Genomic DNA, 24,445 nt, shown 5'->3' with positions numbered 1-24,445 from the left:
ACGCCCGCACCCCGTGCGTCGGCACCCCGCACCCGCACGTCGGCGCGCCCGTGCGTCGGCGCGCCCGTGCGTCGGCGCGCCCGTGCGTCGGCACGCCGGTGCGTCGGCACGCCCGTGCGTCGGCACGCCGGGCCGACACCAGGCCGCCGGGCATGTGAGTATCCAAAAGACTCCGAGCGCGCCGACGCCTTCGCCGGGTGTTTCGGACACTCGAGGGGAAAGGGCACCGTCGGGGATGGCCGCACGCCTGTTGAGTGTCCAAGAAACCCGGACGGATTCCGAAACTCTCCGGATGTTGTGGACACTCAACGGGGCAGACGGATGGATGCCGTCACCCGCGTGACCGTGCGATCTACGCCACCGCGCGGAGGGCCTGCTCGAGATCGGCGATCAGGTCTTCCGCATCCTCCAGCCCGATCGACAGGCGGATGAGGCCATCGCCGATGCCGAGGCGGTCGCGCGTCTCTTGCGTGAAGCCCAGGTGGGTCGTCGTCGCCGGGTGCAGCGCCATCGACCGGGTGTCGCCGATGTTCGTCATGCGACTGAAGAGGCGGAGGGCGTCGAAGAAGCGCTCCGCCGCGTCGCGTCCGCCGCGCACGGTGAATGAGAACACCGAGCCCGACAGACCGCCGTAATCGCGCACAGCCAATGCGTGCTGCGGGTGAGAGGGCAGACCGGCGAAGTCGACGCTCTCGACCGCCGCGTGATCCTCGAGCCACTCGGCGATCGTCCGTGCCGTGGCGAGGTGCTGCCGCATCCGCACCGACAGGGTCTCCATGCCCTGCTGCAGGAGGAAGCCGTTCAGCGGCGAGAGCGCGGGTCCGATGTCGTTCGCGATGCCGAACCGCAGCGACAGCTCGAACGCGCGCGGCCCGAACGCCTCGACGAACGAGGCATGCCCGGCGATCGCGGTGCCGGTCAGCGCAGGATAGGAGCGGTCGGATGCCACCCAGTCGAACGTGCCGCCGTCGACCACCGCTCCCGCGAGGTTCGCGCCGTGCCCCGAGAGGAACTTCGTCGCCGAGTGGACGACGATGTCGGCCCCGTGCTCGATCGGGCGGATGAGGAACGGCGTCGCGATGGTGTTGTCGACGACCAGCGGGATGCCGTGGCGCCGCGCCACCCGAGCGACGGCGTCGATGTCGACGACGTCGTTCTTGGGGTTCGGCAGGGTCTCGGTGAAGATCGCCTTGGTCTCGGGGCGGATGAGAGCGTCCCACTCCGCCTCGTCGGCCGGGTCCCAGACGTACTCGACGGTGACGCCCATGCGAGCGAAGGTGCGGTCGAAGAGCACACGGGTGCCGCTGTAGATGCTCGCGGTCGAGACGATGTGCTCGCCGCTCCCCGCCAGACCGAGCAGCGCCATGGTGATCGCCGCCTGGCCCGAGCCGACGACGATGGCCCCCGCCCCTCCCTCGAGAGAGGCCAGACGGGCCTCCGCCACCTGGTTGGTGGGGTTCGCGTTCCGCGAGTACAGGTGGCCCAGGTCCGCGCCGGCGAACCGATCGGTCGCCTCTTGGAACGAGTCGAACCGGTAGGCGGCCGACAGGTGCACCGGCGTGATGCGCGAGCCGTGCGTGAGGTCTTCGACCTCGCCGGCGTGCACCTGTCGCGTGGCGAAGCCGAAGCCGTCCCACTCGGAGTGCGGGGGAGCGGCCTCAGCCACGCGAACCGACCACTTCCCGCGGGAGCAGCGAACCGAGCCAGCGAGCGATCTCGCGCGGTCCGGAGCGGGGCGCGGTGGCCTCGACGTCGGGGTTGTAGTTCGTGTTCGTGTTCACGTCGTAGGTGACGGTGCGGCCGTCGCGCGTCTCGATGAACTCGATGCCGGCGATACCCACGCCCTCGGCCGCGAGGAAAGCAAGGTACTGATCGATGAGGACGGGATCGACGTCGTCGCGACGCCGGAACAGCGGCTCGGGCTCGACGCCATCGGCGCCCGGGACCGCGCACGCCTCGGCGGGGCACAGCTCGAAGCTGCCGGCGCTGGTGTCGACGCGCACGGCGTAGACGAACTCGCCGGCGACGAACTCCGCGCGCGTGATGAACGGCGCCCGAGCGACCAACAACTCCTGAAGAAGTGTGATGCCGTCGGGGGAGGGCTCGAAGTCGGGGCTGTCGACCCACGCCGCGAACTCGTCGACGGTCTCCCAGCGCCGCACGCCGAGGCCTTTACCGCCCTGGTTGTGCTTGCTGATGAAGGGCTCTCCGAAGTCTCGTGCCTTGGCGACCAGGTCGTCGGCGCCGAACACGGCGACCGTGCGCGGAACGTCGATGCCGGCATGACGCAGGGCGGCATGCTGGGCGACCTTGCTCACCTCGAGCTCGAGCACGTCTGCACCGTTGATCACGGTGCGCCCCCACGACGCGAGCCACCGCAGCACGGCACGGCCGTATTCCTTGCTGTGCGCGTGGTCGCGCGTGTGCGCCGATGCGCTCAACCGCGACCAGAACACGCCCTCGGGAGGCTCGATCGACAAGTCGATAGATCCGTCGGTGAGCAGCCATTCCTCGAACGGCACGCCTTCCGCCTCGAACGCCGCCTCGAACGGCGGAATCCACTGGGGGTTCTCGTGAATGACATAGACCTTGCCCGACATGCCGCCAGGCTAACCCGCAGCTCCGACATCGCGCCCACTCCGCGTCACGAAGCGACACCGGGTCACGGCATCCGTAGGCTCGATTCTCGGAAAGGGATGCCATGACCTCCGACTACATCGACGCCAACCGCGCCAACTGGGACGAGCGCGCGACACTGCACGCGGCCCGGGATGGATCGGGCTACGGGATTCAGCGCTACGTCGAAGACCTCGACGCCCTGTCGGACGTGGTGCGTTTCGACCGGCCGCTACTCGGCGACATCTCGGGAAAGCGAACAGCGCACCTGCAGTGCCACATCGGCACCGACACTCTTTCCCTGGCCCGACTCGGCGCCAAGGTGACCGGACTCGACTTCTCCGAGAACGCCGTCGCCGAGGCCCGCCGGCTCGCCGCCGAGGCGGGCGTCGAGGTCGATTTCGTCCGGTCGGATGTTCGGGATGCCGCGAACGCCCTGCCCCGCGGAGAGTTCGACCTCGTCTACACGGGGATCGGTGCCCTGTGCTGGCTGCCGTCGATCACCGAGTGGGCGGGGGTCGTCGCCGACCTGCTCGCTCCGGGCGGCACGCTGCACATCCGCGAGGGGCACCCCGTCCTGTGGGCGATGAACGAGGATCTGCCAGGGCTGTCCCTCGCGTTCCCCTACTTCGAGCAGTCCGCTCCGCTGGAGTGGGACGACGACAGCACCTACGTCGAGGTGGCCGCGCCCCTGAAATCGACGCGGACGTACGAGTGGAACCACGGTCTCGGCGAGATCGTCACGGCCCTGCTCGAGCGCGGCCTGCGACTCGACACGCTGGTTGAGCACGACAGTGTGCCGTGGGAGGCTCTGCCCGGCCGCATGACCCAGCGCTCCGATGGCGAGTTCGCGTTGACCGAGCAGCCGTCGGTCGTGCCGCTGAGCTACACGATCAGGGCGACGAAGGTGGCGTGAGGGTCGGTGCGGGCGAGAAAGTCCGCGACGGCTGGAGCTCGAAGATGTCGCCCGGAACGCACGGACTGACGTAGCCGAAGTTGGCGAGTCCTGTGCCGACCCAGAGGTCAGTGATCGCGCCATCCTTATGCGTCCCGGCGAGAAACGGCGGATCGGAGACGATGTAACGGGTCGGATCCAAGTCCGTGTTCACAGTCAGTGTCGCGTCGACGCCCAAGGTCGACCACTTTTCTTGCACACGTATCGCGAGGTTTTCTGGCGTGTCCGAGAGGGTGGCAGTGAGCTGAGAGTCCAGGCGAAGTTGAACCTCAGCTATTCCATCCTCCAGACCGCAGGAAAACCATTGCTTTTGTAAGGACCATCCGTCGACCCCGATCACATGCTGCGCAGCGGAGTACAGAACAGCCCCCTCGTCCGAAACAGCATCTGGCGTCGCGAGCTCCCCGTCCGTGTGCTCCGCAGACGCACAACCACTGAACGTCACAGAAACAGCGCACACGGTGACCGCGAACAAGGTCCACTTCCTCGGAGTCAAAACGGACCGCCCTCCCATTTCTCGCCGTCCCTGATGATTCTGTCCTCCGGTGTCCCGCCCATAACAAGACGATCGTCGTCTCCCATCGCCGCCAGGGCGGCATTAAAAACGGCGGTGGTGTTACTCGTCAGATAGCTGGCGTTGAGCTGCGACTCGGTGCCGAAAGGGCCGTGCTTCCCCACAGCGAAGAGCTCCCGCCCGCCAACCTGAGCCGCCTCAGATGAGAAGACTTTCGCGCCGAACTCCGGCAAGGTCGGGTCGGTGCGGTGCGAGAGGGCCTGGCCCAACGGAGCCCACCCGTCGAGTCGAGCTTGAGACGCAAAGACCTGCCCCTCTGGCACGTTCAGGTCAGAGGCGTTTCCGACCTGGGGAGCAATCCCCGCAGAGCCCAGAAGAACAAGATGATCGGCCTCCGCGCGCTTGAGCGCAAGCGTAGCGACGTCCGTGCCGTAGGAGTGCGCGATGACGGAAAGATCCGCACTTGCGCGACCGACAGCAGATGCGCGGATGGCCTGAAGGTCATGCGCGAGTGCAGATGCTCCGACCTCGGCCCTGGCATCTCCCGCGACCTCAAGGGCATTACTGTCCGGCATGGGTGGGTGGTACCCAATCCATGCCACAACCGCGATGCTGGAGGGATCCACCTGCGCTAGCTGTGCCTGTTCAGCCCTGAACGCGCCGGCAAACCTCACATAACTTTCGATGTCGTTGGCAAGTGTCGTCCCCATCCCCGGCACAATCACACTCACATGCTCCGCGGCATCCAAATCCCCCACCGCCACCTGCGCCAACGGCGGCCGGTCCAGCACCAGTGAGGCGAGCGTGTTGCCCTTCGACGCACGATCCAGCGCCTTCAAAGCCGCCACCTGCTCCGACTCGTCCAACGGACTGTTCTGCGCCTCCTTCAGCGCCTGCGCGAGCACGATGCGGTTCGCCCGGTCGCGTGCGGCGTAGGCGACGCCACCGAGGTTGCCGATCACGCCGGGGGCCGTCGCGATCAGCGCGTCCTGCTGCGAAGCGCTCAGCTCGCGCCACCAGGGCGCCACCTCGCTCGGGGCGATCTGCGACAGCCGGGTGACCAGGTCGGGCCGGGCTTGTAGCAGCGCGGCGAGCGCGGCACCGTCGAGCGAGCGCAGCACCGACAGCACACGGTCCCACGTCAGTGTGGCCACGCCGAGTTGCGTGCCGACAGCGGCCCACGTCGCGCCGCGCGCCCTCACCGCGTCGATCGCGGCGCGGACCGCCGCGGCCGCGGCGGTGCCCGCTGTGCGCACATCGGCGCGGGCGTCCGCGAGCATCGCCTCGGCGCGAGACCTCGCTTCTGCGCGGGTCGTCGGAGCAGCGCCGCGGTGTCGAGCGTCAGTCGCGAAGACCGGCCACCCCCGAGCGAAGGAGGTGAACGGGGCTCCGTCGGCGGCATCTTCCGGCAGTGACTCTGCGAACGCCCACCCTTCGATCGCCTCCGCCGCGAGGGTCTGCGCCCTGCGCAGCGCCAGGGCGTAGGTGCGCATCGGCTCGACGATCGAAGCCGCCCCGTCGCCGATCTCCGTCCACCGCTGCGCCACGGCCGCCATGCGGGCGGCGTACGCGTCAGCTCCCTCGCCCCTCCAGCCGTCGATTTCGCGCTGCCACCGGAGTTCCTCGGCCGTCGTCCCCGCCACACGGCTTCGTCCCGACGCGAGATGAGCGGCCTCGTACGCCGCCTCAACCGAACCCGGAACCAGGTCCTGAGCCACCGACGCCGCGCCCAGACCGCTCACAGCCCCTCCTTGAGCGCCTTCACGGTCGCTTCGGCCTTGGCATCCGCCCTCTCGTACACCTCGGCGGAGTCCCGAAGACCGGATGCCACGTCATCCGTCTGCGCGACCACCTCGGTCCACCCGCCCGTCAGTGCCTGCACGAAGTCGCCCACGGCCGCGCCCAGTTCGGCGTGACCGAGGTTGCGGGAGTCGGGGACCGCGGTCTCGCTCTCGGCGCGCTGGACGGTGATGTCGACGACCTGTGCCGTGCGACGCAGTCTCTCTGAGTCAACCGAGATCTCGCGCATGCCGGAAAGGTAGACGAACTCGGCGGAGGGCCTCGGAAGTTATCCACAGATCCCGCCCGCAACCCGGGCGAAGTTCACCCGGTCACCCACCCATGACGAACGTCACCCCCGAATGGTGACGGGCGATGGATGTGCCGCGAACCACCCGGGGCCAGCATGAACACATGACCTCCACCACCCCCCTCCCCGCCGCGATCGACGCGCGGGGCGTCGTCAAGAGCTTCGGCTCCGTCCACGCCGTGCGCGGCGTCGACCTCACCGTCCGACCGGGCGAGATCGTGGCCTTCCTCGGCCCGAACGGCGCGGGCAAGACCACCACGATCGACATGATCCTCGGCCTCACGAACCCCGACGCCGGCAGCATCGAGGTGTTCGGTCACACCGCTCGCGGCGCCGTCGCCCGCGGTCTCGTCTCCGCCGTCCTCCAGTCGGGCGGACTGCTGAAAGACCTGACCGTGAGAGAAACGGTGGAGCTCACGGCGAGCCTGTTCGCCGAGAAGCGTCCCGTCGACGAGGCGCTCGAGCGTGCCGGCATCCGGAATCTCGCCCGCCGCAAGGTGGGCCTGTGCTCGGGCGGCGAGCAGCAGCGGCTGCGCTTCGCGATGGCGCTCGTGAGCGACCCGGCGCTGCTGATCCTCGACGAGCCCACCACCGGCATGGACGTCGAGGCGCGCCGCTCGTTCTGGAGCGCGATTCGAGCCGATGCCGCGCGCGGACGCACCGTGATGTTCGCCACGCACTATCTCGACGAGGCCGACGAGTACGCCGACCGCATCGTGCTCATGCGAGGCGGGCAGATCGTGGCCGACGGCAGCACCACCGAGATCAAGAACCTCGTCTCGGGACGAGTCGTCCAGGCGACGCTTGCGGATGCCGACCTCACGGCGCTCGCGGCTCTGCCCGGCGTCGATTCGGTCGAGGCCAACGGCGAGCGCGTCTCCGTGCACACGCGGGACTCGGACGCCCTCGCCCGTCACCTGCTCACCACGACCGCGGCGCGTGATCTGGAGATCACCGCTCAGAACCTCGAGAGCGTGTTCCTGACGCTCACCGCCGAGCCCTCGGCATCCGACCTCGTCTCGACTGGAGCACTCCGATGACCGCCATCGCCCTCGACCGCCCGCTCCCCGCCATGGGCGGCTTCACACTGACCTATCTGCGCATCGAACTGGTGCGCAAGCTGCGCAATCCGCGCAGCATCTTCTTCACCGTCGCGTTCCCCGTGCTGATGTTCTTCATCGTCGGGTTCCAAACCCTCGACGTCCCGCTGACGGATACGCCGCTGGCGGCCGGGGGAGTGTCGGTGGCCGCGTACATCATGGTCTCGATGGCGATGTACGGAACCATGATGTCGGCGACCCAGACCGGGGCGTCGGTCGCGGTCGAGCGCGCACAGGGCTGGTCGCGGCAGCTGCGGCTCACCCCTCTCAACCCCATCTCGAACGTCGTCGTCAAGATGCTCGCGGGCATGATGTTCGGCCTGATCGCGGTCATCGCGACCTACGCGGTGGCCGCCGGCGCGGGCGTGCAGCTCGCCCCGGTGCAGTGGATCGTCACGGGCCTCGCGGCGTGGGTGCTCGCCGGAGCCGTCTTCACCACCCTCGGCCTGATGGTCGGGTACATGGTGCCGGGCGAGAACGCGGCGCAGATCACGAGCCTCGCGGTGGTGCTGCTGTCGTTCCTCGGCGGGTTGTTCTTCCCCCTGTCGTCGATGCCCGACTTCCTGCAGGTCATCGGCAAGCTGACGCCGGTGTACGGCATCGGCGAGCTCGCCCGTTCGCCCCTGACTGGTGACGGATTCGACCTCGGCGCCCTGATCAACGCGGTGGTCTGGCTCGTGGTGTTCGTCGCCGGAACCGTGTACTTCTTCCGTCGCGACACACGTCGCGGCTGACGCGCCTAGGGTGAACGACGTGAGCACGACGACCGGCCCGGAACGCACCCGCGTTCCGGGCCGCCGTCCGTTCCGACGCGGCTGGTTCATCGGGGCGTCGATCTCGTTGATCTGGACGTTCCCCGTGCTCGTCGAGCTCTGGGAGGGTCCGAGCGTCGCGGGTCGCCTCGTCGGCACCGCGATCGTGGTCCTGTTCGCTGCCGTGTTCATGGCAACCGTCCCGTACGCCCGCGTCACCGCATCGCGCATCCGCCGGCTGGCGCCGCCGCTGGTGCTGTTCGCTCTCACCCTCACCCTGTTGCCCTGGCTCGGCGCCGACATCCGCTGGATGTGGACCTTCGTCGGCGTCGCCTTCGCCGTCTCCGCGATGGGGAGGAAGACCACCTGGCTCTTCATCCCGGCGCTGAGTGCCCTGTCATTCGTCGTGGGCGAGGTGATGGGCGCCGACCCGTTGTCGAACGTCGTGAACTCGGCGATCATCCTTTCGATCTCGATCATGATGCACAGCTTCATCGAGAACATCTCGACCCTCGAACGCCTCCGCTCGGCGCAAGAGCAGATCGCCGAGCTCGCCGCAGAACGCGAGCGCAGCCGCGTGGCCCGCGACGTGCACGACATCCTCGGTCATTCGCTGACGGTGATCACGGTCAAGGCCGAGCTGGCGGGAAGACTGATGGATGCCGGCTCCCCGGCCGCCCGCGACGAGATCGCCCAGATCGAGAGCCTCTCCCGCGGTGCCCTGGCCGACGTGCGCGCGACCGTCCACGGCTACCGCGGGGTGAGCATCAGCGGCGAGCTCGCAGCGGCGCGAGCAGCCCTCGAGAGCGCGGGGGTCTCCGCCGACCTCCCCGGCTCCACCGATCAGATTCCCGTCGACCGGCGCGAGCTCGCCGGGTGGGTGGTGCGGGAGGCCGTGACCAACGTCGTGCGCCACTCCGGAGCGACGGCATGCCGGGTGCGCCTAGACGGCCGGTCGATCGAGATCGCCGACGATGGGTGCGGCCCGGCGTCCACGGCATCCACCGGTTCGGGTCTCACCGGGCTTCGGGAACGTGTCGAGAGTTCGGGGGCACGGCTGACGATCGGCCGCAGCGACCTCGGCGGATTCAGAGTGAAGGTGGCGTGGTGATCCGACTGCTCATCGCCGACGATCAGGCTCTCGTGCGGGGCGCCCTCGCCGCTCTGCTCGGACTCGAGCCCGACATCGAGGTCGTCGCCCAGGTCGGGCGCGGAGACGAGGTCGTCGAGGCCGCGCGGGCGTCGAACGCCGACGTCGCTCTCATCGACATCGAAATGCCGGGAATCGACGGGATCGCCGCGGCATCCCTCCTGCGTTCGGAGGTTCCCGGATGCCGCGCTCTCATCGTCACGACCTTCGGACGCCCCGGGTACCTGGCGCGGGCCATGCAGGCCGGAGCCTCGGGGTTCGTCGTGAAGGACACCCCCGCGGCCGAGCTCGCCGATGCCGTGCGGCGGGTGTCGCAGGGGCTGCGCGTGGTCGATCCGCAGCTCGCGGCGGAGTCGCTGGCTCAGGGCGACTCGCCCCTGACCGAACGCGAGACCGACGTGCTCGCCGCGGCGCGCGACGGCGGCTCGATCGCCGACATCGCCCGCACCGTGCACCTGTCGGAGGGCACCGTGAAGAACCATCTCTCGAGCGCGATCGGCAAGACCGGCGGGCGGAATCGGGCGGATGCCGTGCGGGTGGCGGTGGAGCGGGGGTGGCTCTAGTGGACCGGGCCGCGACAGGACGGGTGAATACCGTCCGTCCGAAGGTGATTCTCCCGCCGAGGACGGACACGGTATGCCACATTGACCTCTCCACGGACCTGGAGAATCCACGTGCACGAGACCCCCGACCTCAGTCTTATCGTCACCGTCTTCGCGGCTCTGCTCGGAATGGGCTGGGGATACCTCATCGACCCGGCTCGGCATTCCACCTACTGGATCGCGGTGGCTTGCGCTTCGGCAACGGGGTTTCTGGTGTCCTACCTCGTTCCAGACGCGGTGCTCGCCGTCCCGGTTCTCGTCCTGACCCTTGCCTCGGTGACGGCCCTGCGTGACAAGCGCTGGCGGGCGAGCCTCATCCGGACGGAGTGCCCACCCCGAACGCCTCCGCCTCCTCCTCCGTCAGCATCCGGGAGCGGATGAGGAAGCGCATGCCCGTCGGTCCCTCGACCGAGAAGCCCGCGCCACGACCGGGGACGACGTCGATCGTCAGGTGCGTGAACTTCCAGTACTCGAATTGCGACTCCGACATGTAGACCTCGATCGGGTCGTCGAGACCCGCTGCGATGTCGCCGAGGTGCACGTCGCTAGGCCCCGTGAGGAACATGCCCACGGGGTAACACATGGGGGAGCTGCCATCGCAGCACCCGCCGGACTGGTGGAACATCAGCGGCCCGTGCGTGGCCGTCAGCTCGCGCAGCAGCGCGGCCGCGGCATCCGTCACATCGACGCGAGAGAACTCGGCCATGTCCCGTTCCTTTCGAACGATGTCCCACTTTCGGTCGTCTGGGGGATGCTCAGACGACCATTTGTGGGACATGGCGAGGCGGCGCCGAGGCCCGAAAGCCCCGGCGCCGCTGCGACTCAGAAGAAGCCCATCGCCCCGTCGGCGTACGACACGAGCAGGTTCTTCGTCTGCTGGTAGTGATCGAGCATCTTGAGGTGGTTCTCCCGGCCGATGCCCGACTGCTTGTACCCGCCGAACGCCGCGTGCGCGGGGTACTGGTGGTAGGTGTTCGTCCACACACGTCCCGCCTCGATGGCCCGGCCGGCGCGGTACGCCGTGTCGCCGCTGCGGCTCCAGACACCGGCGCCCAGGCCGTACAGCGTGTCGTTGGCGATCGAGATCGCGTCGTCGAAGTCGTCGAACGAGGTGACCGACAGAACCGGTCCGAAGATCTCCTCCTGGAAGATCCGCATGTCGTTCGTGCCCTCGAACACGGTCGGCGCGACGTAGTAGCCCTCCGACAGGTCACCACCGAGGTCGACCCGCTCGCCGCCCGTGAGCAGCTTCGCGCCGCCCTGCGTGCCGATGTCGATGTACGACAGGATCTTCTCGAGCTGGTCGTTCGAGGCCTGCGCGCCGATCATCGTCTCGGGGTCGAGCGGATTGCCCTGACGCACCTTCTTCACGCGCTCGAGGCCGTCGCCCAGGAACTGGTCGTAGATCGATCGCTGGATCAGCGAACGCGAAGGGCACGTGCAGACCTCGCCCTGGTTCAGCGCGAACATCGTGAAACCCTCGAGAGCCTTGTCGTAGTAGGCATCGTCGCTGCGCAGGGCCACGTCTTCGAAGAACACATTGGGGCTCTTGCCGCCGAGCTCGAGCGTCACCGGGATGAGGTTCTGCGAGGCGTACTGCATGATCAGGCGGCCGGTCGTGGTCTCACCCGTGAAGGCGATCTTGCGGATCCGCTTGTGCTGGGCGAGCGGAGCACCCGCCTCGATGCCGAAGCCGTTGACGATGTTCACCACGCCCGCGGGGAGCAGGTCGCCGATGATGTCGAACAAGAAGAGAAGGGATGCCGGAGTCTGCTCGGCCGGCTTGATCACGACGCAGTTGCCTGCGGCCAGGGCGGGGGCCAGCTTCCACGCGGCCATGAGGATCGGGAAGTTCCACGGGATGATCTGGCCCACCACGCCGAGCGGCTCATTGAAGTGGTACGCCACCGTGTTCTCGTCGAGCTGGCTGAGCGAGCCCTCCTGCGCACGCAGCACGCCCGCGAAGTAGCGGAAGTGGTCGACGGTGAGCGGAATGTCGGCCGCGAGGGTCTCGCGGACCGGCTTGCCGTTCTCCCACGTCTCGGCGACGGCGATTTTCTCGAGGTTCTCCTCGATCCGGTCGGCGATCTTGTTCAGGATGACGCTGCGCTCGGCCGGCGTGGTCTTCTTCCACGACGCGAACGCCTTCCACCCGGCATCCACCGCTCGATCGATGTCGTGCGCGTCGCCGCGACCGACCTCGCAGAACGGCTTTCCGGTGACGGGGGTGATGTTCTCGAAGTACTCGCCGCTGTGCGGTTCGACCCACTCGCCGCCGATGTAGTGCCCGTACCGCGAGCGATACTCGGCGACGGCCCCGCGGGTTCCGGGGGCGGCATAGACGCTCGAGACGCCTTCTTCGACGATGGTCATGCGTGTCTCCTTCGACGGTCATGAGTCGCCGCGTCGGCTACGAGCGGCGATGCGCCGACGGTACGCCGGAGGAGGTTGCATCGGGTTGCACGGAGGTCGTCACGGCCGCGGGGGGCGCGAGATCACGTGACCTGGATGAGAACACACGACAAGACGGGTGATGTCGACGAGATCACGTGATCTCGCAGCCTCACCACGCCCCGCGAAACGACGGATGCCACGACCCCGAGGCCGTGGCGTCCGTTCTGTGCGTCGAAGACTAGGCGTCGGCGTCGGCCAGCACCGACCGCAGCGGAGGCACGTTGACCTCGTGCAGGTCGACGTCGTCGAGGCGCTCGATGCTCTGCACGCGCGGCGCGATGGTGCGGTCGTCGGCCACGATCCAGCTGCCGACGAGAAGGAAGCGGTCGTTACCGGCCGTGATAGGACCCGTCAGCGCGAAGGTCTGGTGGGTCGGGGTGACGAAGGTGACCCGCACGGGGGTGCCGTGGGGGAGGGTCGAGGGGTCGACCACCTCGGCCTCGAGCGCGGGCTGCGGGGCCTCGATACCGAGGTCGATGCGCTGGATCTCGGCGCTCGTGGCCAGGATGACGTCGCCGACCAGCGGCTGCCCGCCCACGCCGATGCGCACGGTGCCCTCGAGCGCGTACAGGCCGTACCGGGGCGAACGAACGATGACGCGGGCGACGTCGCCCGCCTTGACCTCGGCGAGGGCCTCGCGGATACGCCCCACGTCGCGACGGGCGCGAGCTGCCGAGAAGATGTCGAGCGCGTTTTCGTCCATATGTTCAGAGTAACGAGGGCCTCCGACATCGCGGACGCTCTCGGGAAATCCCCTGGTGCTGCCGGGGGAGTACGGAGTGTCACCCGCGTTCGAGGCGCTCCAGCCGCGCCACGAGACCCGCGCGCTTCGGCGAGCGAGCGGGCACGAGCTCCAGGCACAGTCGCAGAACCTCCTCGTCGTCGCGCGCGTCGGCGGTCTCGGCGTAGGCGAGCAGCACGTCGACACCCGCCTCGGCGATGAGCGCCTCACGCAGCGTCGAGCGCACCGACTCGCGCACCTCGACCACGCCCGGAGCCTCGGAGTCGGGCAGTACCGGACCGGCGTAGGCGGCGAGCGCCACCCGGTGTGCGCCGCGGTCGAGCAGCGACAGCACGTGCTGAGCGTCGGTCTCGAGGCCCGCGGGCAGCCGATACGGCCGCGACGAGGGGACGAGGCGCGGAGCCACCGGAACGAGCGCGCGCCGCAACCGCACCATCTCGGGCCGCAGCGTCTCGACGGCGGCGTGACCATACACCGCCTCGCTCAGGGCCTCGGCCGACAGACCCTCGCGGTGCACGGCGAGCAGCAGCAGGATCTCCGCGTGGCGCGCGCTGAGCTCGACGGACGCACCGCCCACCTCCAGCAGGGCGCGGTCCCGGCCCAGGATGCGCAGCAGGGCTCGCGCCGGCGTGGGTCGACGCGGGGGAGGAGCCTGCTGCGCGCGCAGCCGCGCCACGAGCAGCTCGCTCTCGATCGCGCGAGCCGTGGCATCCACCAGCAGATGAGCCTGGGGCGTCACGGCCTCGGGTCCTCCGGTGACGTCGATCACGCCGAGCAGTCGGTGCGTCTCGGGGTCGTGCACGGGAGCCGCGGTACACGACCAGGGCTGCACGAGCCGGTTGAAGTGCTCCGCGCCACGGATCTGCACCGACCTGTCGAGAGTCAGGGCCGTGCCCGGGGCCGAGGTGCCCACGGCATCCTCCGCCCAGTTCGCCCCTGCCACGAACCCCATATCGCCGGTCAGGGCGCGGATATGACGATCGCCCTCGACCCACAGCAGGCGGCCCGCGGCGTCGCCCACCGCCACGACCACTCCTGATTCCTCCGCGGTGCCGGGCAGGAGCAACGAGCGAACCATGTCCATGACCCCCGCGAGCGGGTGAGCGCGGCGGTACGCCTCCAGCTCACCGCTGGGCAGATCGAGCGGCGGAAGACCTTCGGGCCCGACGAGGGATGCCAGCGACCTCCGCCACGACTCCTGCACGAGAGGCCGCACGTCATCGAGGCGCCGGTCGTCATTGCCGGCGAGGAGCTCGTCGTGAGCACGCGCGATCAGCAGCCCCGAGGTCTCGGGGGAAACGGCCGGTCGCGACCATGGAGAGGGCACGGGACTCCCATCGGCGGTGACGGAGGTGGGTCCCAGTGTAGGTCGGGTGGTCCGCGATCGGGAGGGTCGAATCGACCGGGGCGCAGTCCGTGCACCGGGGCGGTCAGCGAGCGCCCCAGTGCGCGAAAGACACCCCGCTACGGCGCGACCTCCCAGGACACGACACGAGCGCGGTCGAGCGGGACGGACCCCGGAGCCAGGACATGCGGGATGCCGTGGAACCAGGCCCCGCTCACCCCTCGGCGCGCGCAATCCTCGAGCCAGGCGCGATTCTGCGGGGTCGTCGTCAGTGCCGCTCGATGGGACGCACGATCGAACGGCAGGACCTCACGCGGGTCGATGGGTTCACCCGTGGCGGTGAGCGTGCGGTCCAGCACGACACAGCCATCGGGAAGGTCAGCGGCCGGAATGGCCCAGAACTCCACTGGGGGCCTCTCACGGCCCCGGATCTCGAGCCACGCCTGCCAGATCGCGTGCGGGTGCACGGGGGAGAGGAAGACGACCTCTGTCCACGTCCGGTCGAGGCCGGGAATGACGGTGTCGCGCAGCCGGCGCCGCTCGGCGGTGTCGTCGTACTTTGCGAAGGCGTCTCGATAGGCCTCGGGCGCGATTCCGGCGAGGTCGCTCATCGGCACGAGCGCCGACGTGCCCTGCGCGAGACCGACCCGGGCGTGAAACACGCAGTCCGTGGCATCCATTGCCCCAGCCTGCCGATGAGAACCGTTCCCGATGTCCCGAAAACGCCGTCAACCCCCACAGGAAACACAGAGGACGCGCCCCACGGTGGAAAGAACGAGAGAAAGGGATGCCATGAAGGCAGTGCAGTATCGCGAGATCGGCAAAGGCCCCGAGGTCGTCGACATCGATGAGCCCCACGCGGGTCCCGGCCAGGTGCGCCTGAAGGTCACCGCGGCCGGCCTGTGCCACTCGGACTGGTTCGTCATGGACCTGCCCGAAGACCAGTACACCTACGGACTCCCTCTCACGCTGGGTCATGAGGGAGCGGGTGTCGTCGACGAACTCGGCGAAGGTGTCGAAGGCGTCGAGATCGGCGCGGCGTACGCGATCTACGGACCGTGGGGCTGCGGCCGCTGCCATGCCTGCGCCCAGGGGGCCGAGAACTATTGCCCCTACGCGGCCGAGATGGGCATCACGCCTCCAGGACTGGGCAGCCCCGGAGCCATGGCCGAGTACGTGATCGTCGACGATCCGCGTCACCTCGCGCCCCTCGGCGACCTCGACCCGGTCGAGACCGTCTCGCTCACGGATGCCGGCCTCACGCCGTACCACGCCATCGTCGCGGCGAAGGAGAAGTTGTACCCGGGTGCCACAGCGGTCGTGATCGGTGTCGGAGGCCTCGGTCACGTCGGCGTCCAGATCCTCCGCGCGATCACGCAGGCGACGGTCATCGCGGTCGACCTGGGCGAAGACAAGCTGGCACTGGCCCGCGAGGTGGGCGCGCACCACACGGTCACCTCCGACGAGCATGCGGCCGAGCGCATCAAGGAACTGACGAACGGCCTCGGTGCGACCGCTGTCTTCGACTTCGTCGGCGTCCAGCCGACGATCGACCTTGCCCGTGCGGTCGCGGGAATGGACAGCTTCATCCACATCGTGGGCATCGGCGGCGGCATCCTCCCCGCCGGTTTCTTCTCGACACCGATGGGCGCGGCTGTCCGCGCTCCGTACTGGGGCACCCGCAGCGAACTCATCGAGGTGCTCGATCTCGCCCGCAGCGGCGCGGTCGGCGTGCACGTGGAGCGCTACGGCTTCGACGGCGCCGTCGAGGCATACGGGAAGCTGCACAAGGGGGAGGTCCGGGGGCGCGCGGTCGTCGTGCCCTGACGCGGGCAGTGAGGGGGTGGCATCCGACCTTCGAGCAACCCGATGACGCCGCCCCTCTCTCTCGCCAATGGCCCCGGGGCCACACAGAACGCCCCGGGGCCACGAACAACGCCCTACGAGGCCGCCCCACCCCGTACCGTCGTGTGGAGCGCGCGCCCGGCCCGCCGCCGACGGCCCGTCACCGTCGGCGTGTCATCGTCGGCGTGTCACCGACGAACTCCGCGCGACGGTCCCGCCCACCGGCGGGAAGCCTGGCCCCGGTTCAGCCCCGCGCCGCCCACCATTCCCGCAGGCGCTTCTCGGCTTCGTCCTCGCCGAGCACGCCCTCGTCGAGTCGCAGGTCGAGCAGGAAGCGATACGCCTCGCCCACCTCGCGACCAGGCCTCAGCCCCAGCACCTCTTGAATGCGGTTGCCGTCGAGCTCGGGGCGGATCGAGTCAATCTCCTCCTGCTCGCGGAGCGCCGCGATGCGGGCCTCGATGTCGTCGTACGCGGATGCCAGGCGCTGGGCCTTCCGCTTGTTGCGGGTGGTCACGTCGGCACGCGTGAGGATGTGCAGACGTTCGAGCTCGTCGCCCGCATCGCGCACGTAGCGGCGGACCGCGGCATCCGTCCACGCTCCCTCGGCGTAGCCGAAGAAGCGCAGGTGGAGCTCGACGAGGCGCGAGACCACGGTCGTGGTCGCGGCGTCGAAACGCAGGGCCTGCAGACGCTTGCGCGCCATGCGCGCGCCCTTGATGTCGTGGTGGTGGAACGTCACTCCACCGCCCGCTTCGAGGCGACGAGTGGCGGGCTTGCCGATGTCGTGCAGCAGCGCTGCCAGGCGCAGGGGCACGTCGGGTGCGGCATCCGGGTGACGCTGCTTCTCGAGCGCGATCGCCTGGCGCAGCACCGTGAGCGAGTGCTCGTAGACGTCTTTGTGGTGGTGGTGCTCGTCGACCTCGAGGCGCAGCGCGGGCACCTCGGGCAGGAACTCCTCGATCAGTCCGGTCTCGACGAGCACCCGGATGCCGCGCACGGGGTCATCGGTCTGCAGCAGCCGTACGAGTTCCGCCTGCACCCGCTCGGGGCTGACGATCTGCAGCGAACCGCGCAGCTCGCGGATGGCGTCGAGGGTGTCGGGGTCGACGGCGAAGTCGAGCTGAGACGAGAAGCGAGCCCCGCGCAGCATGCGCAGCGGGTCGTCGCCGAAGCTCACGGCCGGGTCGATGGGGGTGCGCAGGCGCCCCGCGACCAGGTCTTCGACGCCGCCGGTGGGGTCGACGAGGGTGCGGGCCGGAACCCGGAGAGCCATCGCGTTGACCGTGAAGTCGCGGCGGCTCAGGTCGGCCTCGAGCGTGTCGCCGAACTCGACGGTGGGCTTGCGGGTGACGCCGTCGTAGCTGTCCGCGCGGTAGGTGGTGATCTCGACCTGTTCGCCCTTCACCCGGGCGCCGATCGTGCCGAAGGCCCGGCCCACATCCCACTGCACCGACGAGACGGGCTTCACCAGCGCGAGGATCTCGTCGGGGCGGGCGTCGGTCGTGAAATCGAAGTCGTGGGTGACGCGGCCGAGCAGAGCGTCGCGCACGGGACCCCCCACGATGGCCAGATCACGACCGGCCTCGGCGAACACGCGAGCGAGCGTGGCGACCACGGGATGCGCGGCGAGCTCCTCGAGGCGCGCGAGACCCTCAGCCATGTTCAGCATGCCTTCGAGCCTATCCGGGGCCGCGGAACGCCACCGAGCGGGGGCCGGATCAATCGTCGGCGAAACCCAAGAAGCCCGTCACCAGCAGCTCGCGCACGCGCGGCAGCAGATCAGCGCGCAGGGCCGCGGCATCCACCTCCATCAACTGCGCGATCGCATCGACGAGGGAGCCCACCGGCAGGTCACCGTCGCAGGCGCCGACGAGCGCCGCCAGACCCGGGTCGACCTCGAGCGTGCGCGCGAAGCCGCCGCCCTGACGCAGCTCGATGACCGAGGGGTCCTCCTCACCCGGGCGGTGATGACGCGCCTCGGTGACGTCGGGGGCGACGCGCAGCACGCTCGCGGCCACGTCCTCGTCGTCGAGCAGGGCCGCACGGTCGTGCGCGGCGAGGGATGCCGACAGGTGCGGCCCGAGCGCCGATTCCCCGCCGCCCGAGACGCGCTCGTAGCGCGCGAGCGTGGGTCCACCGGCGAGAGGTCGACGCAGCAGCACGTACCCGAAGCCGACGCCCGTGACTCCGCGTCGGGCGAAATCGTCGAGCCAGGCGTCGATCAGACGCGCGTAGGCGGGAGTGCCGGGCACCGTGCCGCCGTCGCGCACCCACAGCTCGGCGTAGGCGAGGGGGTCGAGCACCTCGCGCTCGATCACCCACGCGTCGAGCGACGGTCCGACCCATCCCCGCACGCGGTCGAGCCCCGACTCGCCCCAGCGGTACTCCCAGTTGCCGAGCGATTGCGCCACCGCGCCGGGCGCGAGGTGCTCCCCGACACCCGAGATGACCGATGCGACGAGCGAGTCGCCCTCCATCCCCCCGTCGCGGTACTCGTACGCGGGCACCCCCGCGACCCGCGGCGTGATGACGAACGGGGGATTGGATGCCACTCGGTCGAAGGTCTCACCGGCGACGGGCTCGAACAGGGAGCCCAGGCGGGTCTCGATCCCGTCCACCCCGTTCACGAGGGCGTTGAGGCGGGTGAAGCGCAGGGCGCGCTCGGAGATGTCCGTCGCGACGACGCGATCGACGAGCCGGCGGAGTCGAAGGGCCTGGATGCCGCAGCCCGTGCCGATGTCGAGGGCAGAGCGCGCGCGACGGGTGAGCTGAAGGCGCGCGAGCGTCTGCGACGCCCCGCCGACGCCGAGCACATGGTCCTCGGGAAGAGGACCCTCGAGGGCTGCTTCATCGAGGTCGCTGGCGATCCACCATTCGACCTCGCCCTCGTCGTCGGCGAAGGCCTGGGGCCTCACGAGCACCGCCGGGGTCACGGCATCCCCCGAGATCTCCAACAGACCGAGGGCCGCAGCCCCGTCGACGCGCAGGGTGGGAAGAGCCGCCTCGGCGTCACCGCGGGGGACGGGCAGCCCGAGCCCCCACAGGCGGCCCAGCACGGCGAGGGCGTCGCCGCGATCGCCCAGGGCCCGGGTAGCGGGTCGACGGAGCCCGCGGGCGACGGCGTCGTCGGCCTGTGTCCCCCACGCGTCGCGGAGGGCGGCGCTCGTGTAGCCCGCCGCGCGGAGGTCGTCGGCGAGGGCCTGGCACAGCTGGGGATCGGGTTCGGGGAGCACCGGTCCATTCAACCGTCTGCGCGAGGCTATCGGGGGGCTTGTAGGTACGCGGGCCTAGACTCGCAGGCGGTGCGAGGCCCCCTCGTTCCACCGACGATCGTATGACCGTGACCTCCCAGCCTTCGGGCGCACCCGTGCCGCGGCGCTCCCTCACGCGCCGGCTCCTGGCGACCCTGGCCGCCGGGGCCATCGTCGCGGGCATCGCACTGCCGGTGACGACCGCCTCCGCGGCCACGCCCAGCCCGTCGCCATCCGCCTCGACATCGCCGTCGGTGCTCACCGCCGCTCCCGCGGCGAACGGCATCCTGCGCCCCGGCGAAGCCCTCTCGGTCGTCGTCAGCGTCGCCGCCGGAACCTCGCCGGCGTCCGCGGGGCCCGTGGCCCTGTCCCTCGGTGCCGCCCCTCTCGCCGACGACGCCGCGATAGACCGATGGCTCAGTGGTGATGCCGCCGGCGTGACGCTCCAGCAGGTCGCCACGGGAACCCTGGATGCCGCAGCCTCCGGCTCGCAATCCACCACGACGCTCACGGCGCTCGGTAACGACCCGGCCCTCGCGAACCGGGGCGCCGGGGTCTACCCGGTGCTCGCGACGAGCGGGGGACTGACCGCACCCAGCGTCGTCGTCGTCCCCGCCGAGACGGGCGCGCAGACCCCGATCGCCCTCGTCGTGCCCATCAAGGCGGCCCCCCTCACCCGCGGCCTGCTCACGGCGAACGAACTGGCCGAGCTCACCGCTGTCGACGGCGCGCTCTCGGCGCAGCTCGACGCGGTCGACGGTACGGCCGCGACCCTGGCGGTCGACCCCGCCATCCCCGCCGCGATCCGCGTGCTCGGCTCCGCGGCCCCGCCCACCGCGGTGTCGTGGCTCCAGCGTCTGATGGCCCTCCCCAACGACCGGTTCGCCCTGCAGTTCGGCGACTCCGACGTCGCGGCTCAGCTGCACGCCGGGCTGACGGCCCCGCTGACCCCCACATCGCTGCAGAACTACATGACCGCGGCCGACTTCGTGCAGCCGGCGCCGGCCGTCTCGGCGGTGTCGACTCCCGAACCCGCCCCGAGCACGACGCCCGGCCAGCCGACCTACCCGTCCCTGTCGACGCTGCTCGACATCGGAGTGGCCACCCCCCACGTCTACTGGCCTGCCACCGGATCCGCGGGTTCGGACACCGTCGCCGCCCTGGGCGCCCTCGGCAGCACCGATGACCCCACCCACGTCCTCATCCCGTCGACGAGCGTCTCGGGCGGCGGCCGGCAGGCCTCCGCCCGCGTCGGAGGGGTGTCCACCCCGGTCTACGACGCCGAGGTCTCGCGCGCCCTCGCCGACGCGGCGGGGCAGAACGACAGCACCCGGCGCGGAGCCTCGTTGGCGGCCGCCCAGGCGTATCTCTCCATCGCACGCGCCGCCACCGGCGACCAGCCGGTGCTCGCCGTCCTCGACCGGGGCACCGACCGCTCTCGTGTGAGCCTGCGCGCGACCCTCGGCCTCGCCGCGACAGCGCCGGGCTTCACGGCCTCGACGCTGCGTACGGTGGCTGCCCTCCCGGCATCCGAGGTCTCCCTCACCACCCCGACCGTCGACGCCGCCCGTGTCGAAGAGGTCCGCAACCTCCTCGGCGACGAACAGAGCATCGACCGCTTCGCCTCGATCCTCGACCAGCCCGAGCTCCTGACCGGGCGCGAACGCGCCGAGGTCCTGCAGGTCACGAACGTCTCGTGGACGGGGGATGCCGCCCGCCAGGCCGTCTCCGACCACCGCGACGCCACGCGCACGACGCTCGACTCCGTCGGCATCCTGTCGTCCGACTTCCGCCTGGTCAGCTCCAGCGCCCCGCTGCGGCCGTGGGTACGCAACGATCTGCCCTGGCCGATCACCGTCGTCATGGCGGTCCGCACCAACGACGTGCGGCTTCGCGTCCAAGACCACACGACCATCGACGCCCAGGCCTCCGCCAACACCCGCGTCGAGGTCCCCGTCGAAGCCCGCATCGCCAACGGCGAGGTCAGCGTCGACCTGCAGCTCTTCAGCCCCACGGGCGTGCCGATCGGTTCGCCTCAGGCGGTCGACGTCGAGGTGCGCGCCGAGTGGGAGAACATCGGCATCGTGGTGGTCATCGCCCTCATCGTCGGCTTCCTGAGCCTCGGAGTGGTGCGCACGGTCGCCCGTCGACGCCGCTTGCGTGCCGAAGAAGCCGCACCTCAGACCCCTCACGACGACGAGCCCGCGGACGGGATCGTCCTGAAAGATCCGGATGCCGACGGGCGCAGCCCCGCGGAAGACGCCGAGGACTTCGAGCACGACGACCAGACACCCCGCGCGACCGCGTCGGAAACCGAGCAGGAGACACGCCCGTGAGCAGTATCGGACGGGCCAGCGTGCTCATCGGAGCCGGGACCATCGCGTCCCGCGTGAGCGGGGTGCTGCGCACCATCGTGCTCGTCGCGGCCATCGGTTCGCAGAGCAGAGCGGGTGACGCCTTCGCCGTCGCGAACCAGCTCCCGAACAACATCTACGCGATCATCTCGACCGGCCTGTTGACCGCCGTGGTCGTCCCGCAGATCGTGAAGGCCGCCGCGCACGCCGATGGGGGACAGGCCTTCATCTCCAAACTGTTCACCCTGGGCACCGTCGGTCTGCTGGGCGCCACCGCTCTCGCGATGATCGCCGCCCCGCTCCTCGTGCAGGTCTACGCGAGCAAATTCACCGGGGACCAGCTCGCGCTCTCGACCGCTTTCGCCTACTGGTGCCTGCCGCAGATCTTCTTCTACGGGCTGTACGCGCTGCTGGGCGAGATCCTCAACGCCCGGCGCGTCTTCGGCCCGTACACGTGGGCGCCGATCGTCAACAACGTCGTGTCGATCGCGGGTTTCGGGGCGTTCATCCTGCTGTTCGGCGGTCCGCAAGAGAACGTGGGCGCGTGGACCCCGTCGATGATCACCCTGCTCGCGGCCACGGCGACGGGTGGGATCGTCGTGCAGACGGTCGTGCTGATGTTCTTCTGGCGCCGCGCAGGGCTCACTCTCCGGCCCGACTTCCGGTGGAAAGGGGTGGGTCTCCGCCACATCGGACGGCTTGCCGGCTGGACCTTCCTGATGGTCGTCGCCGGTCAGCTCGCCGGGGTCGTGCAGTCGAACGTCCTCTCCGGCGCGTCCGGAAACGACCCCGCGATCTTCGCGTCGCAGAACGCCTGGCTGCTGTTCATGCTCCCGTATTCGATCATCGTGCTTTCGATCGGGACGCCCTACTTCACGCAGCTCAGCGAGCACGCCACCGCGGGACGCGACGAGGACGTGCGTGCGGACATCGCCCGCAGCATCCGTACGCTCGGGTTCTTCATCGTCGCGGCCACCGCCGCCCTCGCCGTGGCCGCCGTTCCCGCGAGCCGGATCTTCACCAAGAATCCCGAACAAGCCCTCGCGGCGGCTCCCGTGCTGTGGTGCTTCCTGGTGTCCCTCGTGCCCCTCGCCGTGCTCTTCGTCATCCAGCGGACGTTCTACGCCTACAACGACACGCGGACCCCGTTCTTCTTCACGCTACTGCAGTGCGTGCTGGTCGCCGCGGGAGCCCTTGCGGCCGGCGCGGCCCTCGACCGCTCGGAACTCGCCGCCGGCGTCGCCCTCACCCAGTCTTTCGCCAGCATCGTGCAGGTGATCGTCGCGACGATCCTGCTCCGTCGACGGCTCTCCGGCATCGGCACGGGCTCGTGGCTCCCCGCGCTCGGACGCTTCGCCCTGGCTGCGATTCCCGCCGCCGCCGCCGGATGGGGGACCCTGCTCCTTCTGGGCGGACCCGAAGGATGGATGACGAGCAGCGTCGGGACCGGAATCGCCGGCGCCGCGGTGCTGGGCATCGTCGTCCTCGCCGTGTACATCGGCATCCTGGCCCTCTTCCGCACTCCCGAACTCGCCCCGGCGCTCGCGCTCGGTCGGCGGTTCCTCCCCAAGCGCTAGCCCCGGGGCTGCGGAATACCCCGCGGCTACCATGGGTTTCATCCGACGGAATCAACGAGAGGAAGGCGCAACCGTGCGTCACGTCATCATCATCGGATCGGGCCCGGCCGGGTACACGGCCGCCATCTACGCTGCCCGAGCCAACCTCGAGCCCCTCGTCGTCGCGAGCTCCGTCGAAGCCGGCGGCGACCTCATGAACACGACCGAGGTCGAGAACTTCCCCGGGTTCCCCGACGGCATCCAGGGCCCCGACCTCATGGCCAAGATGCAGGCGCAGGCCGAGCGCTTCGGTGCCCAGGTGCTATACGACGACGTCGTGTCGCTCGAGCTCGACGGCCCCGTCAAGAAGATCACGCTCGGCAGCGGCAAGGTCGAAGAAGCAGTCTCGGTCATCTACGCGACCGGCTCGGCCTACCGCAAGCTCGGACTCGAGGGGGAAGATCGCCTCTCCGGCCGTGGGGTCTCGTGGTGTGCCACGTGTGACGGCTTCTTCTTCCGCGACCGCACGATCGCCGTGGTCGGCGGTGGCGACTCGGCGATGGAAGAGGCCAACTTCCTGACCAAGTTCGCGTCGAAGGTCTACATCATCCACCGCAAGGACTCGCTCCGCGCGTCGAAGATCATGCAGGAGCGCGCCTTCGCGAACCCCAAGATCGAGTTCATCTGGAACAGCGCCGTCGACGAGATCCTCGGTGAGGACGCGGTCAACGGCGTGCGTCTGCGCTCGACCGTCGACGACTCGACCCGTGAGCTGCCCCTCGACGGTCTGTTCGTCGCGATCGGCAACGACCCGCGCACGCACCTCGTGCACGACAAGCTGCAGCTCACCGACCAGGGCACCATCTGGGTCGACGGCCGTTCGTCGCGCACCTCGGTCGACGGCGTGTTCGCCGCCGGTGACGTCATCGACCCGACCTACCGCCAGGCGATCACGGCCGCGGGCAGCGGAACGGTCGCGGCTCTCGACGTGGAGCACTTCCTCGCCGCGCGCGGTGAGGCCGGCGAGCCCGCCGTCGCCGAGAGCCCCATCGAGGGACTCCCCGACGCCGCGGTCGTCTGAGGAACAAAACCGCGCTCACCGGCGTTTTCACGAACT

Annotated in this window: 21 protein-coding genes; 9 read left to right on the top strand and 12 right to left on the bottom strand. The window is 69.7% G+C overall.

Annotated elements, in window-relative coordinates:
• Nucleotides 1-352: 352 nt before the first annotated feature.
• The gene (locus tag DEU35_RS12470) at nt 353-1,666 is read right to left on the bottom strand and encodes an O-acetylhomoserine aminocarboxypropyltransferase/cysteine synthase family protein (RefSeq protein ID WP_103207527.1); all 1,314 of its coding nucleotides are present in this window, start codon (nt 1,664-1,666) and stop codon (nt 353-355) included.
• Nucleotides 1,659-2,600, bottom strand: coding sequence for a RimK family alpha-L-glutamate ligase (locus DEU35_RS12465; RefSeq protein ID WP_103207524.1), 942 nt, complete (start codon nt 2,598-2,600; stop codon nt 1,659-1,661). Before DEU35_RS12465 ends, DEU35_RS12470 begins: the two co-directional genes overlap by 8 nt.
• 101 nt (nt 2,601-2,701) lie before the next feature.
• Between DEU35_RS12465 and DEU35_RS12460 the strand changes: the two genes are divergently transcribed.
• Nucleotides 2,702-3,532: a bifunctional 2-polyprenyl-6-hydroxyphenol methylase/3-demethylubiquinol 3-O-methyltransferase UbiG gene (locus tag DEU35_RS12460; RefSeq protein ID WP_116239667.1), complete on the top strand. Its 831-nt coding sequence runs from the start codon at nt 2,702-2,704 to the stop codon at nt 3,530-3,532.
• Here DEU35_RS12460 and DEU35_RS12455 read toward each other — a convergent pair.
• Genes DEU35_RS12455 through DEU35_RS12445 form a run of 3 tightly spaced genes read right to left on the bottom strand, consistent with a single transcriptional unit; the run spans nt 3,510 to nt 6,114 of the window.
• Nucleotides 3,510-4,046 carry a hypothetical protein gene (locus tag DEU35_RS12455; protein WP_103207520.1) on the bottom strand — a complete coding sequence of 179 codons (537 nt, stop codon included), beginning with the start codon at nt 4,044-4,046 and terminating at the stop codon, nt 3,510-3,512. The genes DEU35_RS12460 and DEU35_RS12455 overlap by 23 nt on opposite strands.
• A gap of 17 nt (nt 4,047-4,063) precedes the next feature.
• Nucleotides 4,064-5,827 (bottom strand): alpha/beta hydrolase, encoded by a 1,764-nt coding sequence (locus tag DEU35_RS12450; protein WP_147301869.1) that lies wholly within the window; start codon nt 5,825-5,827, stop codon nt 4,064-4,066.
• Complete coding sequence (locus DEU35_RS12445) at nt 5,824-6,114, bottom strand: type VII secretion target (protein ID WP_116239664.1); 291 nt, start codon at nt 6,112-6,114, stop codon at nt 5,824-5,826. The genes DEU35_RS12450 and DEU35_RS12445 overlap by 4 nt, the downstream gene beginning before the upstream one ends.
• A gap of 164 nt (nt 6,115-6,278) precedes the next feature.
• Between DEU35_RS12445 and DEU35_RS12440 the strand changes: the two genes are divergently transcribed.
• From DEU35_RS12440 to DEU35_RS12425, 4 genes are read left to right on the top strand one after another with little or no spacing between them, the layout of a single operon-like run.
• On the top strand, nt 6,279-7,214 hold the full coding sequence (locus tag DEU35_RS12440; protein WP_116239663.1) for an ABC transporter ATP-binding protein: 936 nt from the start codon (nt 6,279-6,281) through the stop codon (nt 7,212-7,214).
• Nucleotides 7,211-8,008: an ABC transporter permease gene (locus DEU35_RS12435; protein ID WP_116239662.1), complete on the top strand. Its 798-nt coding sequence runs from the start codon at nt 7,211-7,213 to the stop codon at nt 8,006-8,008. Before DEU35_RS12440 ends, DEU35_RS12435 begins: the two co-directional genes overlap by 4 nt.
• Nucleotides 8,009-8,027: 19 nt before the next feature.
• Nucleotides 8,028-9,137 carry a sensor histidine kinase gene (locus DEU35_RS12430; protein ID WP_116239732.1) on the top strand — a complete coding sequence of 370 codons (1,110 nt, stop codon included), beginning with the start codon at nt 8,028-8,030 and terminating at the stop codon, nt 9,135-9,137.
• Nucleotides 9,134-9,739, top strand: a complete 606-nt coding sequence (locus DEU35_RS12425) for a response regulator transcription factor (protein ID WP_103208540.1) — start codon at nt 9,134-9,136, stop codon at nt 9,737-9,739. The genes DEU35_RS12430 and DEU35_RS12425 overlap by 4 nt, the downstream gene beginning before the upstream one ends.
• A gap of 352 nt (nt 9,740-10,091) precedes the next feature.
• Here the strand turns inward: DEU35_RS12425 and DEU35_RS12420 are convergent, their stop codons facing one another.
• From DEU35_RS12420 to DEU35_RS12400, 5 genes are all read right to left on the bottom strand, one after another.
• Entirely contained in the window at nt 10,092-10,484 is a 393-nt protein-coding gene (locus DEU35_RS12420; RefSeq protein WP_116239661.1) for a DUF779 domain-containing protein, read from the bottom strand.
• 116 nt (nt 10,485-10,600) lie between these two features.
• Entirely contained in the window at nt 10,601-12,151 is a 1,551-nt protein-coding gene (locus DEU35_RS12415; protein WP_103207506.1) for an aldehyde dehydrogenase family protein, read from the bottom strand.
• A gap of 259 nt (nt 12,152-12,410) precedes the next feature.
• Nucleotides 12,411-12,935, bottom strand: a complete 525-nt coding sequence (locus DEU35_RS12410; protein WP_103207503.1) for a hypothetical protein — start codon at nt 12,933-12,935, stop codon at nt 12,411-12,413.
• A gap of 79 nt (nt 12,936-13,014) precedes the next feature.
• Nucleotides 13,015-14,301: a helix-turn-helix domain-containing protein gene (locus tag DEU35_RS12405; RefSeq protein WP_116239660.1), complete on the bottom strand. Its 1,287-nt coding sequence runs from the start codon at nt 14,299-14,301 to the stop codon at nt 13,015-13,017.
• 137 nt (nt 14,302-14,438) lie between these two features.
• Nucleotides 14,439-14,999, bottom strand: a complete 561-nt coding sequence (locus tag DEU35_RS12400) for a hypothetical protein (protein ID WP_116239659.1) — start codon at nt 14,997-14,999, stop codon at nt 14,439-14,441.
• 112 nt (nt 15,000-15,111) lie between these two features.
• On the opposite strand from DEU35_RS12400, the gene DEU35_RS12395 reads away from it, so the two are divergent.
• Entirely contained in the window at nt 15,112-16,146 is a 1,035-nt protein-coding gene (locus tag DEU35_RS12395; RefSeq protein ID WP_103207494.1) for an NAD(P)-dependent alcohol dehydrogenase, read from the top strand.
• A 262-nt stretch (nt 16,147-16,408) separates the two neighbouring features.
• On the opposite strand, the gene DEU35_RS12390 is transcribed toward DEU35_RS12395, so the two are convergent.
• Both DEU35_RS12390 and DEU35_RS12385 read right to left on the bottom strand, forming a co-directional pair.
• Complete coding sequence (locus DEU35_RS12390; protein ID WP_103207491.1) at nt 16,409-17,836, bottom strand: CCA tRNA nucleotidyltransferase; 1,428 nt, start codon at nt 17,834-17,836, stop codon at nt 16,409-16,411.
• A 49-nt stretch (nt 17,837-17,885) separates the two neighbouring features.
• Nucleotides 17,886-19,400 (bottom strand): methyltransferase, encoded by a 1,515-nt coding sequence (locus tag DEU35_RS12385; RefSeq protein ID WP_116239658.1) that lies wholly within the window; start codon nt 19,398-19,400, stop codon nt 17,886-17,888.
• A gap of 107 nt (nt 19,401-19,507) precedes the next feature.
• On the opposite strand from DEU35_RS12385, the gene DEU35_RS12380 reads away from it, so the two are divergent.
• From DEU35_RS12380 to trxB, 3 genes are all read left to right on the top strand, one after another.
• Nucleotides 19,508-21,754: a DUF6049 family protein gene (locus tag DEU35_RS12380; protein ID WP_141377068.1), complete on the top strand. Its 2,247-nt coding sequence runs from the start codon at nt 19,508-19,510 to the stop codon at nt 21,752-21,754.
• Nucleotides 21,751-23,349, top strand: a complete 1,599-nt coding sequence (gene murJ, locus DEU35_RS12375) for a murein biosynthesis integral membrane protein MurJ (protein ID WP_116239657.1) — start codon at nt 21,751-21,753, stop codon at nt 23,347-23,349. Before DEU35_RS12380 ends, murJ begins: the two co-directional genes overlap by 4 nt.
• A gap of 73 nt (nt 23,350-23,422) precedes the next feature.
• Nucleotides 23,423-24,409 carry a thioredoxin-disulfide reductase gene (gene trxB, locus DEU35_RS12370; protein ID WP_103207479.1) on the top strand — a complete coding sequence of 329 codons (987 nt, stop codon included), beginning with the start codon at nt 23,423-23,425 and terminating at the stop codon, nt 24,407-24,409.
• The last annotated feature ends 36 nt before the right edge of the window (nt 24,410-24,445 follow it).

This window comes from Microbacterium sp. AG157 (assembly GCF_003385695.1).
GTDB lineage: Bacteria > Actinomycetota > Actinomycetes > Actinomycetales > Microbacteriaceae > Microbacterium > Microbacterium testaceum.
This window is presented reverse-complemented; position numbering and strand designations above follow the sequence as displayed.